General features: G+C 26.9%; 15 protein-coding genes and 1 pseudogene. 12 read left to right on the top strand and 4 right to left on the bottom strand.

Annotated features, from left to right (window positions below; genetic code table 11):
* The first annotated feature begins 2 nt into the window (after positions 1–2).
* From AVBRAN12647_RS04695 to AVBRAN12647_RS04645, 11 genes are read left to right on the top strand one after another with little or no spacing between them, the layout of a single operon-like run.
* Positions 3–161, top strand: a complete 159-nt coding sequence (locus AVBRAN12647_RS04695) for a hypothetical protein (protein WP_214117850.1) — start codon at positions 3–5, stop codon at positions 159–161.
* Positions 158–814 carry an AzlC family ABC transporter permease gene (locus tag AVBRAN12647_RS04690; protein WP_214120295.1) on the top strand — a complete coding sequence of 219 codons (657 nt, stop codon included), beginning with the start codon at positions 158–160 and terminating at the stop codon, positions 812–814. The genes AVBRAN12647_RS04695 and AVBRAN12647_RS04690 overlap by 4 nt, the downstream gene beginning before the upstream one ends.
* Positions 799–1116 (top strand): AzlD domain-containing protein, encoded by a 318-nt coding sequence (locus tag AVBRAN12647_RS04685; RefSeq protein ID WP_214117848.1) that lies wholly within the window; start codon positions 799–801, stop codon positions 1114–1116. Before AVBRAN12647_RS04690 ends, AVBRAN12647_RS04685 begins: the two co-directional genes overlap by 16 nt.
* Before the next feature lie 9 nt (positions 1117–1125).
* Positions 1126–3879, top strand: coding sequence for a S8 family serine peptidase (locus AVBRAN12647_RS04680; RefSeq protein WP_336614769.1), 2754 nt, complete (start codon positions 1126–1128; stop codon positions 3877–3879).
* Positions 3869–6832 (top strand): S8 family serine peptidase, encoded by a 2964-nt coding sequence (locus tag AVBRAN12647_RS04675; protein WP_336614768.1) that lies wholly within the window; start codon positions 3869–3871, stop codon positions 6830–6832. The genes AVBRAN12647_RS04680 and AVBRAN12647_RS04675 overlap by 11 nt, the downstream gene beginning before the upstream one ends.
* A gap of 9 nt (positions 6833–6841) precedes the next feature.
* Positions 6842–7318, top strand: coding sequence for a 3-isopropylmalate dehydratase small subunit (locus tag AVBRAN12647_RS04670; protein WP_214117845.1), 477 nt, complete (start codon positions 6842–6844; stop codon positions 7316–7318).
* The gene (gene leuB, locus AVBRAN12647_RS04665; RefSeq protein ID WP_214117844.1) at positions 7315–8352 is read left to right on the top strand and encodes a 3-isopropylmalate dehydrogenase; all 1038 of its coding nucleotides are present in this window, start codon (positions 7315–7317) and stop codon (positions 8350–8352) included. The genes AVBRAN12647_RS04670 and leuB overlap by 4 nt, the downstream gene beginning before the upstream one ends.
* Entirely contained in the window at positions 8352–8594 is a 243-nt protein-coding gene (locus AVBRAN12647_RS04660; RefSeq protein ID WP_214117843.1) for a hypothetical protein, read from the top strand. Before leuB ends, AVBRAN12647_RS04660 begins: the two co-directional genes overlap by 1 nt.
* Positions 8591–8959, top strand: coding sequence for a CiaD-like domain-containing protein (locus AVBRAN12647_RS04655; RefSeq protein WP_214117842.1), 369 nt, complete (start codon positions 8591–8593; stop codon positions 8957–8959). The genes AVBRAN12647_RS04660 and AVBRAN12647_RS04655 overlap by 4 nt, the downstream gene beginning before the upstream one ends.
* On the top strand, positions 8959–10020 hold the full coding sequence (locus tag AVBRAN12647_RS04650; RefSeq protein WP_336614767.1) for a CCA tRNA nucleotidyltransferase: 1062 nt from the start codon (positions 8959–8961) through the stop codon (positions 10018–10020). The genes AVBRAN12647_RS04655 and AVBRAN12647_RS04650 overlap by 1 nt, the downstream gene beginning before the upstream one ends.
* Positions 10013–10480: a tRNA (cytidine(34)-2'-O)-methyltransferase gene (locus AVBRAN12647_RS04645; protein ID WP_214150474.1), complete on the top strand. Its 468-nt coding sequence runs from the start codon at positions 10013–10015 to the stop codon at positions 10478–10480. Before AVBRAN12647_RS04650 ends, AVBRAN12647_RS04645 begins: the two co-directional genes overlap by 8 nt.
* 17 nt (positions 10481–10497) lie before the next feature.
* Here the strand turns inward: AVBRAN12647_RS04645 and AVBRAN12647_RS04640 are convergent, their stop codons facing one another.
* Genes AVBRAN12647_RS04640 through AVBRAN12647_RS04625 form a run of 4 tightly spaced genes read right to left on the bottom strand, consistent with a single transcriptional unit; the run spans position 10498 to position 13871 of the window.
* On the bottom strand, positions 10498–12456 hold the full coding sequence (locus AVBRAN12647_RS04640) for a heavy metal translocating P-type ATPase (RefSeq protein ID WP_336614766.1): 1959 nt from the start codon (positions 12454–12456) through the stop codon (positions 10498–10500).
* The gene (locus AVBRAN12647_RS04635) at positions 12453–12641 is read right to left on the bottom strand and encodes a heavy metal transport/detoxification protein (RefSeq protein WP_214120494.1); all 189 of its coding nucleotides are present in this window, start codon (positions 12639–12641) and stop codon (positions 12453–12455) included. The genes AVBRAN12647_RS04640 and AVBRAN12647_RS04635 overlap by 4 nt, the downstream gene beginning before the upstream one ends.
* A 10-nt stretch (positions 12642–12651) precedes the next feature.
* Positions 12652–13434 carry an MBL fold metallo-hydrolase gene (locus AVBRAN12647_RS04630; protein WP_336614765.1) on the bottom strand — a complete coding sequence of 261 codons (783 nt, stop codon included), beginning with the start codon at positions 13432–13434 and terminating at the stop codon, positions 12652–12654.
* Positions 13435–13493: 59 nt separating this feature from the next.
* Positions 13494–13871: a winged helix-turn-helix transcriptional regulator gene (locus AVBRAN12647_RS04625; RefSeq protein WP_250325158.1), complete on the bottom strand. Its 378-nt coding sequence runs from the start codon at positions 13869–13871 to the stop codon at positions 13494–13496.
* A gap of 118 nt (positions 13872–13989) precedes the next feature.
* Here AVBRAN12647_RS04625 and AVBRAN12647_RS04620 point away from each other — a divergent pair.
* Positions 13990–14228, top strand: a pseudogene (locus AVBRAN12647_RS04620) (hypothetical protein); the annotation flags it as partial.

Below are 14228 nucleotides of genomic sequence, written 5' to 3'. Positions count from 1 at the left end.
AAATGATTTTTTTAATACCATTAATTATATTTATAGGAATACTTTTTGGGATTGATTACATATATTTTCAAGATGATGATAATAATGTAAAACAAGAAAAAGTTATAAAAAAACAAGAAGTAAGCAATGTAGATGAATATATCAAAAAGTATACAAAATGATAAAACAAGCTTTAATTGATACTTTTGCCGTTGCTGTTGCTTATATAGTAATTGGTATTGCATTTGGCATTCTTGCTTATTCAAATTCTTTTAGTTTTTTTGAAGTTTTTGTGGCTGCTGTTTTTGTTTTTTCTGCATCATTGCAATTTTTATTATTATCTTTACTTAGCTCGGGTGCTAGTTTAGTAGAGATTTTAATAGCTTCAAGTTTGCTAAATCTTAGACATTTTTTCTATGTTTTAGGAGCTTTAAAATATTTTAGAGATTTAGGCTTTATAAAATACTATGCGATTTTTACTTTAACTGATGAGAGTTTTGCCTTACTTAGTGCAAAAGATTATGATAAAAAAACTGCCGTATTAATTCTAACTTTTAATCATTTTTATTGGATTTTTGGTTGTATTGTAGGGTATTTTATAGCAAGTTTTGCTAAGGCTGATTATAGTGCTTTAGGATTTTCTTTAAATGCTTTATTTATAGTTTTAGCTTACGAACTTTACATAAAACATAAAGAAAATAAAGTATTTTTCATAGCTTTAACTCTTGGGCTTATAGGTTTATTTTTCATAGATAAACAATATATGATGTTAAGTTGTATTTTTTCAGGAATTTTTATATTGATTTTAGGAAAGAAATTATGTCTTATACGATGAGTGCTTTATTAATTGCTGGTTTTAGTGCTGTTGTTTTAAAGGCTTTAGCTTATATATTTTTTGGGACAAAAAAACCAAATGAGCTTTTAATGTATCTTGAAAAACATATGCCACTTTTGATTATGGTTATCTTAGTTTGCTTTTTATATAAAGGATTAGATTATGAAAACCCACCTTATGCAAGTGATTATTTGGTGGCTGGGCTTGTTGCCTTAATCTCTCATATAATGTTTAAAAAAGGTTTTATTAGCATTATTTTAGCAACTTGTGTTTTTTATGTTTTACACGAAATTATTTTTTAGGAATTTAAATTGAGATATAGTGTTTTATTACTTAGTTTATTGTTTTTGAGTGCTTGTGGTGGTGGCGGTGGTGCTGCTAGTGTAGAGCCAAATAATTCAAATAATCAAAGCACAATTAATAAAGATTATACAAATTATTTGCCTACTGCTAATTTTAATTTAGAAGATAGTTTATATAATAGTAGTTATTTAAAATTCACACCGCAAAATTCTTCATCAAGCTATGTTACAAATATAGGCTTTAGCTCTAATTGGAATCAAGGTTTTTTAGGAACAGGAATAATCTTAGCTATCCTAGATACAGGGACAAGTGATTTAAGCAAATTAGCTTTTAATAATCATTATGATTACAATAATCACGCAACATTATATTGGAATGATTTAGAATATAGAGTTAATAATGCTAATTTTGCTCAAAAAACTTACAAAAGCTCTGTTTTGATTAATGAAAAAACAAAAGCAAAAGCAACTCATGGAATGCTAGTAATGAATACAGCAAATCATTTGGCAAAGGATATAAGATTTGCTAATGTGCCTTTGCCTTTACTTGATGCATATAAAAATAAGTTAAGTTCAGGAGATGATATAAATCTTGCCGCTACAATTGATTATTTATCAAATAGTGGGGTAAGGTTTTTTAACCGCTCATTTGCAGAAATAGGCGAAATTAATAAAAGCGAAGAATTAGTTGGGAATTTTTATCCAGCTATTATGCAAAATAATGCTCTTGTAGTTAGTTCAGCGGGAAATGAGGAAACAACAGGAGATTTTTCAGCTCATGCTTTACCTATTAATAGCCCACTTAGAAAAGGTTGGATAATTGCACTTGGTTATTATGATAAACCAAAAGAAGATTACAAAAATATTTATTATATTATGGATAATGGGGTTAAAAAATATGTATATTCTGCAGGAAATACTTGCAAAAAATATGGTTGGGATGATTGTATAGCAGCTCCTTTTGTAATAAATAATAATGCAGGAACTAGCTTTAGTGCCCCAGCTATTTTAACTCTTGGTGCTTTAATTTATGAAAAATATCCTTGGATGAGTAATGATAATATTAAAGAGAGTATTTTTACAACGGCTTATAAGGTTTATGGAGCAAGTGAAAGCGATATTAAAGCTCATTTTGGAGAAGGCATTATAAATCCAGCAAAAGCAATGAATGGAGTTGCAAGTTTAAGGCATGATTTTAATGCCAATGTAGATATAGATAATTTATATGTATTCTCAAATGATATTAGTGGTAATGCAGGGCTTATTAAAGATGGGATTGGAACTCTTGCTTTAAGTGGAGCAAACACTTTTACAGGAGATATAAGTATTAAAAAAGGTGTTTTGTGGCTTAGTAATTCAAATAAAGCTAGTATCACTAATAATTCTATATTAAGAATGAGTAATGCTAGTGCTGCAAATTTAACTAATAATGGAATTTTAGTTAATGAAGGAATGGAAGTTAATAATCTAAAATTAGCTAATACAAGCGTAGTTTATACAAATATAGGCGAAAAATTTAATGTAATTAATAAAGCTACTCTTAATGGGGATTTAAATGTAGTTGGGGTTAAATACGGCTATACTTTAAATAAAGAAAGAGAAAATATCTTAACAGCAGGAAGTATTGAAGGTGAGTTTAAAAATATAAAACCAAATTCTACATTTTTGAAATTAAGCGAACCAATATATGATGAAAATAATTTAAGTATTAAGGTAGATAAAATTGATGATTTAAATACTTTACCTGAATTAAATGCTTATGCTAAGAAAAATTACACAAGTTTATTTTCAAAATTTGATAGATTGCTTTATGAAACAAAAAAGCCTGATTTACCATTGGATACGGCAAATTATAAAGAAGTGAATTTAAATGGTGATTTACGCGAAAGCGAGTTTTTAAAATACAATATGATTGCAAATGCGATAATAAATACAACAAAAGATGAATTAGCATCTACTACGAAATTATTATTTGCAGAAGATATTTATACAAACTCAATTTTAAATATCGCAAGGATAAAATCACTAAATAAAATAAGTTTTGATAATTTCGGAGTAAGTTATAATTACAATAAAATTAGTGATTTAAAAGAAAGTTCAAGTGAATATAAAATAGCTAATAATTTTGATAATTTAGGTCTTGCTTTTGTTTATAATGACGCTAGGATTTATAATGATAATTTTAAAAACAATTCAAGAACTTTAGGCTTTTTAGCAGGTTATAAAATAGATTTAGATGATTATTATTCTAAGAATTTGATTTCGTATTTTGATATTAAAAATAATGCAAATAGATTTGATTTAAGCTCAAAATTTAAAAATAAAGCCTTTTTAATCTCAAGTGAATTAGGATTAAATAATAATATTAGTCCTTATTTTAGGTTAAATTATTTGAAGTATTTTCAAGATAGTTTTAGTGAAAATAGCAATCTATTAGCTTTATCGTTTAATAAGTTTAATAAAGACTTTTATTATGCTAATTTAGGAATTAATTCTAATTTTGCTTTTAAAAAGCTAAATCTTAAAACTTATGCTGATTTAGAATATAATTTCAATAAAGATTATTATTTTTTAGCTAAATATGATTTTTCTGATGAATTAAAAATATCAAATGGCTTTTATAAACAATATTTATTTAATTTAGGTATTAATTTATCTTATCGTTTAAATGATAAAGTTAATTTTAATTTTGATTATAATAATTCATTTGCTAAGAATTATTTTGCAAATAAATTTAATTTAGGATTTTTATATGAATTTTAAACTATCATTAATTGCTTCTATATTTTTATTAAGTGCTTGTGGTGGTGGAGGCGAAGCTAATACTCAAACTCCTAATATAAAATCTTCACAAGATACTTCTACTTCAAGACCATATAAACCTACAGCTAAAGTATCAACTAATGAGAATTTTCAAAACATAGTTGAAAATGCCAAAATAACTTCGGATTATTCTAATTTGCCTGTAATTAATACACCTAAAAAAACCAATATAGCCACTAAGTTAAACACTAAAACTGATACTGCTACTATTAGTGTTTTTGCTAAGCTTTATGATACAAATTTAGCTACTTTTCAAAGTGCAAATAATCCATCAAGCTATTCAAACAAAGAAGTTTTAAGGTCAAATAATAATCAAACTAGCTATGGATTTAGCCCTAATTGGAATCAAGGCTTTTTAGGAAAAGGAATAATTATCGGGGTAAATGATTCGGGGACTGATGATTTAAAAAATGTCTTAGTAAATAAGCATTTTGATTATAAAAAGACAAATCAAACTAAATGGAATTCATTGGCAAATAGGATAGATGATGATAATTTTATAAGTAAAAACTATTCAAATTCTTTTTTAAAAGATAGCAATAATAGTCCTATTTTACACGGCAAAAATGTAATGAATACTGCAAATACAATTGCAAGTGAGATTAAATTTGCAAATATAGTAAATCCTATTAGTAAAAGTGAAATTGGCGATGATATTAATTTAGCCGCTACAATTGATGCTTTATCAAATAGTGGAGTTAGGTTTTTTAATCAATCTTATGAATATAGTAATTTAGATTATTCAAGTCCAAATACAGGCATATTTTATACAGCAATTATGAAAAATAATGCTTTAGTTTTTAACGCAGCAGGTAATATTACTGATAATATTAATAAGCCTTTTACAACCCACGCAATCCCACTTGATAGTCCTTTAAGAAAAGGTTGGGTAATTGTTTTAGGATATAAAACCAATGCTGCAAGAGTAGATGAATATGGTAAGCATTTTTACATACAAGATAATGATGGGGCAATTAAAGAAGTTTTTCATCACGGAAATACTTGCAAGAAAAATGGTTGGGATGATTGTATTTCAGCTCCTTTTGAGATAAATGGAGTTGAAGGCACAAGTTATAGCACCCCAATAACTGCTAGTGTGGCGGCTTTAATTTATGAAAAATACCCTTGGATGAGTAATGATAATATTAAAGAGAGTTTATTTACAACTGCATTTAAGGTTACAAGCACTACAAATAATGCTGATGATATTAAGGCTCGTTTTGGGGTAGGGATTTTAAATCCTACTCGTGCTATGAATGGGGTTGCTGAGTTTAGAAAAGACTTTTATGCTAATGTGGATTTAGATAATTTATATGTATTTTCAAATAATATTAAAGGTGATTTTGGTCTTATTAAAGATGGAATTGGGACTTTAGTATTAAGTGGGGATAATACTTTTAAAGGTAATAGCGAGATTAAAAACGGCACATTGTGGCTAACTGGCAAGAAAAATCAAGCGCATTTTACAAATACAAATGGTGTTTTAAGAGTAAGCAATACAACTGCAAGTGGTATTACAAATAATAGTGTTTTAATAAACGAAGGTTTAACTTTAGGTAGCCTTGAATTAGGTGCAAATAGCAAGATTTATTCTAATTTAGGCGAGAGTTTTAGAGTTTTAGGTAATGCTAAATTAGACGGGGAATTTAATTTAGTAGGTGTTAAATCAGGTGCAAATATAACTCAAGGTCAAAATGTAGATATTCTAACGGCAAAAAGCATTGAAAATAGATTTAAATCAGTGCAATCATTGGTAACCTTTTTAGAAATTAATGAGCCAACTTATACTGATAATAAAGTAAGCGTTATGGTTAAAAGAATTGATTTGAATAAAATTAATAATTTAAATGATTTTGCAAGCAAAAATTATCAATTATTGTTTAATCAACTTGATAATTATTTAGAATACGAAGTTGGCAAAAGAGATAAAACAAGTGATGATTTAGCTTATAATAATATTAATTTAGATGGGCATTTAAGCGAAGCTGAATACAATTTAAGAAGAGCTGATTTGTTTTATGCTAGTATTTTAAATACTACCCAAGACGAATTAGCAAAAAATACAAATAAGCTTTTTGCTAATGATTTATACGATAATAGTTTAATGAATATTGCAAAGGTTAAAAGTATTCAAGCAAATGATTTAAAAGATGATTTTAATATAGAACAAAGCTATAAATATAATAAAATTAATTCTTTAAAAGAAAGCTCAAATGAGACTTTAATTAGCAATGCTTTAATAAAAGATGATTTTAAATTCGCTTTAGGTTTTGTTTATAATAATTCAAATATTTATAATGATGATTTTAAAAACAATGCAAGAACTCTTGGCTTAATTGCTAATGCGAATTTTAATTTAGATGATTTTTATATCAATAATAAATTAAGTTATATTAATACTTTAAATAAGACAGAAAGATTTGGCAATTATGCGAAATTTTATGATAATTCTTTAGCATATACTTTAAAATTTGCTTATAAATTGAATGATTTTTATCCTTTTGTCGCTTTAAATGGTATTTTTTATAAACAAAATTCTTTTAATGAATTAGGTAATGATTTTAGCGTAAGTGTTAATAGCTTTAAAAAGTTTTTTACTTATTCAAATATAGGACTTGAGTATAAGAAAAATTTAAATTATTTAAACTTGTTAGCTAGTGTTGATTTAGAATATAATTTTTACAAACATTATTTATTAAAGGCAAAAAATATAAGCTATCAAAATAGCATTGATATTAGTAATGGTTTTTCAAAAAAACTATTAACTAATATTAATTTAGGTTTAGGTTATTCTTTTAACGATAGGCTTAATCTTGGGATAAATTATAAGTTAAATTATGCTAAAGATTATTTTGCTAATAAGTTTATGTTGGGTATTAATTATAATTTTTAAGGAGCTTTAATGAGAGTTTTTAAGTTTGGCGATAATATAGATACAGATTTAATCATAGCCGCAAGATATTTAAATACAAGTGATGAAAAAGTATTAGCTAGTTATGTTATGGAAGATGCTAGACCTGGATTTTTTAAAGAAATTAAAGAAAATGATTGCATAGTTGCAGGAGAGAATTTTGGTTGTGGTTCTAGTCGTGAGCACGCACCAATTGCTATTAAAGCTGCAAATATTAAATGTGTAATCGCAAAAACTTATGCGAGAATTTTTTATAGAAACGCATATAATACTGGGCTTTTAATATTAGAGTGCAACGATACTGATAAAATTGCAGAAAATGATGAATTAGATATAGATATTACAAATGGAATTATTAAAAATATCACAAAAAACGAAAGCTATAAAATAAATCCAATCCCTGTATTTATGCAAGAATTATTAAATGCGGGTGGTTTGATTGAATACGCTAGTAAGGTTGCAAAATGAATAAAATTTGTGTAATTAAAGGCGATGGAATAGGCCCTGAAATAATCAATGAAGCTATAAGAGTTTTAAAAGTAGTTCGCCCTGATTTAGAATATACTGAATGCTTAATGGGTGGGGCTGCGATTGATGCTGTTGGAGTTCCTTTACCACAAGAAACTATTGATGTAGCATTAAATTCTAATGCAGTTTTATTTGGTGCAATTGGTGGAGAAAAATGGGATAAGCTAGAACGCCATTTAAGACCTGAGAGTGGATTATTAGCGCTTAGAAAAGCTTTAGGAGTATTTGCAAATCTTCGTCCTGCTTTTGTATATGATGGACTTGAAGAGCTTAGCACTATTAAAGCTAGTGTTGTAAAAGGCGTTGATTTACTTGTAGTAAGAGAATTAACGGGTGGAATTTATTTTGGACAACCTAGAGAAAAATTAGAAGATAGAGCTTATAATACAATGGTTTATACTCGTGATGAGATAATTAGAATTGCAAAAATTGGTTTTGAAAGTGCAATGAAACGCCGCAAAAAATTATGTATGGTAGATAAGGCTAATGTGCTTGAAACTTCGGCTTTATGGAGAGAAGTTTGCGATGAGTTGGCTGTAAATTATCCTGAAGTTGAATTAAGCTATATGTATGTAGATAATGCTGCTATGCAACTTATTAAAAATCCAAAGCAATTTGATGTGATTTTAACAGAGAATTTATTTGGAGATATTTTAAGTGATGAAGCTAGTATGGTAGTTGGCTCAATCGGATTACTTGCAAGTGCTAGTATAGGTGGAAAAGTTGGACTTTATGAACCAATTCACGGAAGTGCTCCTGATATTGCTGGTCAAGGCATAGCAAATCCAATTGCTACAATTTTGAGTGCTGCTATGATGCTAAGATTTGCATTAAACGATGAAGTATCAGCATCAAAAATAGAAAACGCAGTAAAAAGAGTAATAAGCGAAGGCTATGGATGTGCTGATTTAGCTAATGCAAAAATTAAATTAAATACCCAAGAAATGGGCGAATTAGTAGCGAAGTATTGCTAATGCAAACAATAACCGCAGCAAAGATTTATGAAGAACAAGGGCTAAGAGAAGAAGCCCTTGAAATATATAAAAATATTTTAAAGCGTGATAAAAACAATCAAGCAGCTAAAGAAGGTATTTATAGATTAAGTGGTGCTAAGGTGCATAAACTTGAGCTTAATTTATTAATGTATGATTTTTTTATGAATGCTAAAAGCGAACAAGAATATAATGAGTTTAAAAGGTGGCTAATAAATATATGAATAATGAAGAATTATCACAAATGATTGATAGATTATCTCAAGTAGCAGCAGAAGAGATTAAAAAAGAATATGAAAAAACTGAAGAAGAGCAAATAAATGAAGTAAAAGCAGTAAATGAAATCAGTAGCGAAGAAGAGATAATAGCTAAGATTGAAGATATTCAAAGAGCTAAAGAAACTACTAGCACAGCTATGCTATCAACTTATGAAAAGCAATATTTATTGAAAATTAAAGAAAGAATTTTAGTTCTTTTTGAAGCTTTAAACACCAAGCAAAATGAAGAAGATTTACAAAAAAGATTAGAAATAACAATATCTTTTATTGAATTTTTACTAGCAAGTATTGAAGAGCGTTTAAAAAATTAATGCTTCCTTGGGATGATGAGACTTTTTTAACAATACAATTAATTTTATCAAAATACACAAAAAGAGCTTATTTTGTGGGTGGTTGTGTTAGAGATATTTATCTAAGTAATAATACAAATGATTATGATATAGAGATTTATGATGTAAGTCCTAGTAAAATGGAGCAGATTGCTAAAGAATTAAACGCTTTAGGTGTAGGCAAAAGCTTTTTTGTATATAAAAAAGCAAATTATGATTTAGCACTTGCAAGAACAGAGAAAAAAACAGGCGATTTACATACGGATTTTCGTGTAAAAGTTGAAAAAAGCATATACAAAGGCTCGCTTAGAAGAGATTTTCGTATGAATACAATAATGATTAATATTTTTACACAAGAAATAATAGACTTACATAAAGGCATTCAAGATTGTAAAAAAAAGCTAATTAGAATAGTGAATTATTCTACATTCAAAGAAGATTCGCTAAGGCTTTTAAGATTTATTCAATTTATCGCAAGATTTAAGCTAAAGACTAAGAAAAAGGATTTAAGGTATCTAAAAAAAATTGATATTTCAAACCTTAGCAAGGATAGAATTTATAATGAATTAATAAAATTATTTGAAGCAAAATACCCTGAAATTGGGCTTTATTATTTATATAAACTAAATTTATTTGAAAAATGTTTTGGTTTTAGTGTTAGCAAATATGAATTTTTTGCTATTTTAAAAAAGATTAAAGATAATAAGAATTTAGTTTGTAAGGAAAAAAGATTTGCTTTAATGTTTTTTTATTTTATTGATTATTTTAATATATATTATCAATTTATGCCTTATAAAAAAATGCTTTTCTTTTTAACAAAAGAGCCAAATTTTAATGATTTAAATGACTATAATTTATGTAAAATTGCTATTAAAATGCCGCTTAGAGAGTGGCTTGGACTAAATAAGGATATTGTAAAACGAGCTAAAGAATTAGGAATTTATAATGACAAAATAAAAGTCGTATATGAAAATATTAGCTCAAAAGAAGAAGCACTAATATGCGAAGAAAAAGCCATTAAGGAGTATATGAAAAATGTTTAATATAGTTTTAGTTGAGCCAAGAATTGCAGGAAATGTAGGGACAATAGGTAGAATGTGCTATAACTTAGGTTTTAAATTACATCTTGTTGGACCTCATTTTTTGGACTTTTCAAGTAAAAAGATTATGCACGCAGGTCTTGATTATTGGGATAAACTTGAGCCGATTTTTTGGGATAATGCAAAGGATTTTTTAGCTAATAATGATATTGCTAAAATGAAATTCGCTAGCACAAAATCAAAAAATCCTTATTTTAACGCTAGTTTTAATGAAGGAGATTTCATAGTGTTTGGAAGCGAGAGTTTTGGTTTGCCGCAGCCTGAAATTAAAGAGATTTTAAGTAATGAAAATACCTTTTTAATACCTATGAAAAGCTATGGCAGGTCGCTTAATCTAGCTCAAAGCGTTGCGTTTTTAAGCTCGGAAGCCTTAAGGCAGAATTTTAAAAATTTTAGTATTTAGTATTTATCTAGTTACTACTAACTAGATAAATTATTTTTTCTAAACAAAAGCAAAGAATTAAACACCACAACAAGCGATGAAATACTCATAAGCATAGCACAAAGTGCAGGATTTAAATGCAAATTAATCTCGCTAAAAATCCCACAAGCTAGAGCAATTCCTATGAAATTATAAAAAAAGGATATGAATAAATTTTGCTTAATCTTACTATAAGCTTTATCAAAAATCTCAAAAAGTTTTATGATTTTAATCAAATCATTTTTTAGCAATATCGCATCGGCTTTATTTTTAGCAATTGCATTTGCGTTGCTAAATGATATACCAAAATTAGCCGTTCTTAATGCCTTAATATCATTAGCCCCGTCCCCAATAAATACGCTTTTTGCGTTTAAATTCTTTATTATTGCAGCTTTATTTTCAGGTGTAACTCTAAAATAATATTCGCTAATTTCTAGTTTGTTTGCTAGATTTTCTACTCTTTCTTTACTATCTCCGCTAATTATTATTATTCTTTTATTGAGTGATTTTAAAAAGCTAATTAATTCTTTTGCATTTTCATTAATTTCGTTTTCTAAAGTAATTTTGCCTAAATATAAATCATTTTTATAGCATAAAAACTCATTTTCGCAAGGTTTTATTTCTACTTTTAAATTCTCATCAGTATAAATTAAAGAATTATCCTTTAAAGCACAAGTTCCATTTAAATCTAAAAAATCAGTAAAATTATTCGTAATACTCTTAGCTATTGGGTGATTTTGAGTATTTTCAATACTTGCAATTAGCCTAAAATCAGCTTCGCTTAAATCGTGTGATATTTTTTGCACGGAATTTGTAAGTGTGCCTGTTTTATCAAAAACAAAGCATTCTATATCTTTTATTGAGTTAATTAGCTCTGGATTTTTTAAAATTATTCCTTCTTTAAAGCATAAATTAATACAAATTACTATTACCATAGGAATTGCAAGTCCTAAGGCACATGGACACGAGATTAACAACACACTACTAACATAAAAAAACACTTTAGAAGAATCTATAAAATACCAAGTAAGTCCTGTAATACTAGCAATTATACAAATTATTAATACAAAATATTTGCTAATCTTATCAACTAATTTAAAGGCTTTTAAATCCTTATTATTAGCTTTCATTGCTTCATCTTTAAGCTTTTCAAGTGAGCTTTCATAATAAGTGCTAGTTGCTTTTATCTTTAATAATTCGCCCTTATTAATGCTACCTGCATAGACTAATTCTCCTATTTTTTTGCTTAGACTAAAGCTTTCTCCGCTAATAACGCTCTCATCAATTAAGGCTTCATTTAGACATATTCCATCTACTAAGATTTCTTCGCCGTTTTTAATAAGTAGCTCATCATCTTTATTTATTTGATTTGCTTTTATTATTTTATTGTTTGCTAGGGTTATTGTAGGGATTTTGCTTGGTGTGATTAAAGAATTTGCTTTAGCTTTTGCTTTATTTTCAATAAATTTTCCAAGCCTAATCACAAAGCAGACAAAAGTGCTTTCAAAAAAGAAATGATGATGAATACTAAAAAATGAATAAAAATAATTAATGCTAATTCCAAGCACTACAAGTAAATCCATTCCATAGCTTTTATGAAATATTACTCTTTTATAAAAATCAAGCGAAAGTAAAATAGCCAAACTTGCAAAAACACAAGAGAATAAAAAGCTAAAATCAATAAAAGTTAAAACACTAAAAATCGCTAAAAAAATTAGCCTAATGCCTTCGTAAGTTTTTTTTGCATTTATTTTTTCTAAGCTTACTTCAAAGCCTAGTTTTTTGATAGTAAAAATTAGCTTTTCACTATCAAAATCATCATTTACACTAAATTCTCCAAATTTATTGATAAAATCAACCCTTGCATCTATTACGCCTAATTTTAAGGCTTCTTGTTTGATTGAATTAGCACAATTTACACAATGCATTCTGTTAATAAAAAGCCTTACATTTTTCATACTAATTTACCTAATCTAAATCCTAATTCTAAAAGCTCATCTTCAAATTCTTCTTTATTCGCATTTATAAAAATATATTTTAAATCATCACTAAAATTAATTGTTCCGAAATCTTCTTCTAAAGCATTTTTTATCTTATTTACACAATGATTGCAATTTACATTAAAAATCTCATATTTTTTCATTTTATCTCCTTTAAAAAATGTAGCTTTCCCCATCATCTGGGATTAAAACTCTATCGTTTAAATTATTCTTATTTACAAATTCTTTTAAAGCTTTTCTAGTTAAAATACAATGATTAATAGCTTCTAAATGAACGGCTATTATTTTACTAGTTGATATTTTAGCAATATTTTTAATATCGTTTTCATTCATAATAATACTATCATCAAATCCTAAAACCATAGCATTTCCAGCATTTACAATAACAATATCATAATTTTGTTTTAAAGTATTTTCAACATCTTTTGTTAAAACACTATCTCCTATTAAATAAACACTTTTACAATCTTTTGCACTAAAAATAACTCCCATAGTATCACCTAAAAGCCTTGCTAATTCTTCGTTTTTATATATTTCTTCGCTTCCGTGTTTTGCTTTAGTTTTTGTTAGTTTTACTCCTTGAAATTCTAAAGTATCGCTTAAAATCTCAAGATTTTTAAATCCTAAATCTTTAAAATAATTATAATCTTGATTATCTTGAACGAAAACTTTAATATTTTTATCTAATTTTTTATAGGTATATTCATCTATATGGTCTAAGTGATTATGAGTAATTATTACAGCATTTACATCATTTATAATTTCTTCAAAACTAAATGGCAAATCCACTAAAGGATTTTTTAAATGTGAATTATAAGTATTTGCAAAACCTTCATAAGTGCCTTTTGGTGCTAACATAGGGTCTATTAAAAAACACACATTATTTATAGTGATTTTTACACAAGCACTTCTAATTAATTGAACTTTTGTATTCATAAAATCTCCTTAATTTAAATTAAAGGATAGATATTATCTTTTTTAAAAATAATTGTAAATTACTTACTTTTTCGTATGTATGATAAGCTTTTTTCATTTAAAGCATTAAATAATTTCTTTTCTTTTAAAACTTCAATGCCTATTTCTTGAAAAATAATAATAGCTTTTAACATTTGCTTTCCACGATTTGTTAAAAAATATTCTACTTTTAGTGGATAGCCATCATAAGTTATTTTATCTACTAAGCCATTTTCTCTTAATTGATTTAGGTGTTCAAGAAGCATTTTTTGACTAATTCCAATTATATCTTTTTGTAATTTTGATAAAGAAGAATTACCTAAACTTAATTGAAAAATGATTATGCTTTTCCATTTTCCATTTATCATATTTGCAGCTACTTGCAAAGGACAGGTTACATTATTCATATTTATTTGCATAAAAACTCCTTTATACTTACAAATTCGTAAGTAATTTACATTTACTTAAATATGAATTATAATCACAAAAATTAAAAAGGATTAAAGTTATCCTAAAACTAAATTTAAAGGAACAACAATGACTTGCACCTATCAAGACTTAATTCATAAACCAATAAAACAACATTCAAACAATCATTCTTGTAATCACTCACACCATAATCACTCACAAGAACACCATAATCACTCCCACGAAGACCACAATCATTCTCATACTCATTCTTATGATTTTACTAAGAATAAAAAAGCATTATTATTAAGCTTTATAGTAACTTTTGTAGTAATGTTTGCTGAATTAATTTATGGGTATTTAGCTAA

Source organism: Campylobacter sp. RM12647, from assembly GCF_020138135.1.
Lineage (GTDB): Bacteria > Campylobacterota > Campylobacteria > Campylobacterales > Campylobacteraceae > Campylobacter_E.
The sequence above is the reverse complement of the archived record's forward strand: the minus strand, read 5'-3'. Positions and strand labels throughout refer to the sequence as shown.

Bases quoted from the DNA above. Each gene is read 5' to 3' on its own strand.
- AVBRAN12647_RS04695 (WP_214117850.1), top strand. From the start codon at position 3: ATGATTTTTTTAATACCATTAATTATATTTATAGGAATACTTTTTGGG.
- AVBRAN12647_RS04690 (WP_214120295.1), top strand. From the start codon at position 158: ATGATAAAACAAGCTTTAATTGATACTTTTGCCGTTGCTGTTGCTTAT.
- AVBRAN12647_RS04685 (WP_214117848.1), top strand. From the start codon at position 799: ATGTCTTATACGATGAGTGCTTTATTAATTGCTGGTTTTAGTGCTGTT.
- AVBRAN12647_RS04675 (WP_336614768.1), top strand. From the start codon at position 3,869: ATGAATTTTAAACTATCATTAATTGCTTCTATATTTTTATTAAGTGCT.
- AVBRAN12647_RS04670 (WP_214117845.1), top strand. From the start codon at position 6,842: ATGAGAGTTTTTAAGTTTGGCGATAATATAGATACAGATTTAATCATA.
- leuB (WP_214117844.1), top strand. From the start codon at position 7,315: ATGAATAAAATTTGTGTAATTAAAGGCGATGGAATAGGCCCTGAAATA.
- AVBRAN12647_RS04660 (WP_214117843.1), top strand. From the start codon at position 8,352: ATGCAAACAATAACCGCAGCAAAGATTTATGAAGAACAAGGGCTAAGA.
- AVBRAN12647_RS04655 (WP_214117842.1), top strand. From the start codon at position 8,591: ATGAATAATGAAGAATTATCACAAATGATTGATAGATTATCTCAAGTA.
- AVBRAN12647_RS04650 (WP_336614767.1), top strand. From the start codon at position 8,959: ATGCTTCCTTGGGATGATGAGACTTTTTTAACAATACAATTAATTTTA.
- AVBRAN12647_RS04645 (WP_214150474.1), top strand. From the start codon at position 10,013: ATGTTTAATATAGTTTTAGTTGAGCCAAGAATTGCAGGAAATGTAGGG.
- AVBRAN12647_RS04640 (WP_336614766.1), bottom strand. From the start codon at position 12,456: ATGAAAAATGTAAGGCTTTTTATTAACAGAATGCATTGTGTAAATTGT.
- AVBRAN12647_RS04635 (WP_214120494.1), bottom strand. From the start codon at position 12,641: ATGAAAAAATATGAGATTTTTAATGTAAATTGCAATCATTGTGTAAAT.
- AVBRAN12647_RS04630 (WP_336614765.1), bottom strand. From the start codon at position 13,434: ATGAATACAAAAGTTCAATTAATTAGAAGTGCTTGTGTAAAAATCACT.
- AVBRAN12647_RS04625 (WP_250325158.1), bottom strand. From the start codon at position 13,871: ATGCAAATAAATATGAATAATGTAACCTGTCCTTTGCAAGTAGCTGCA.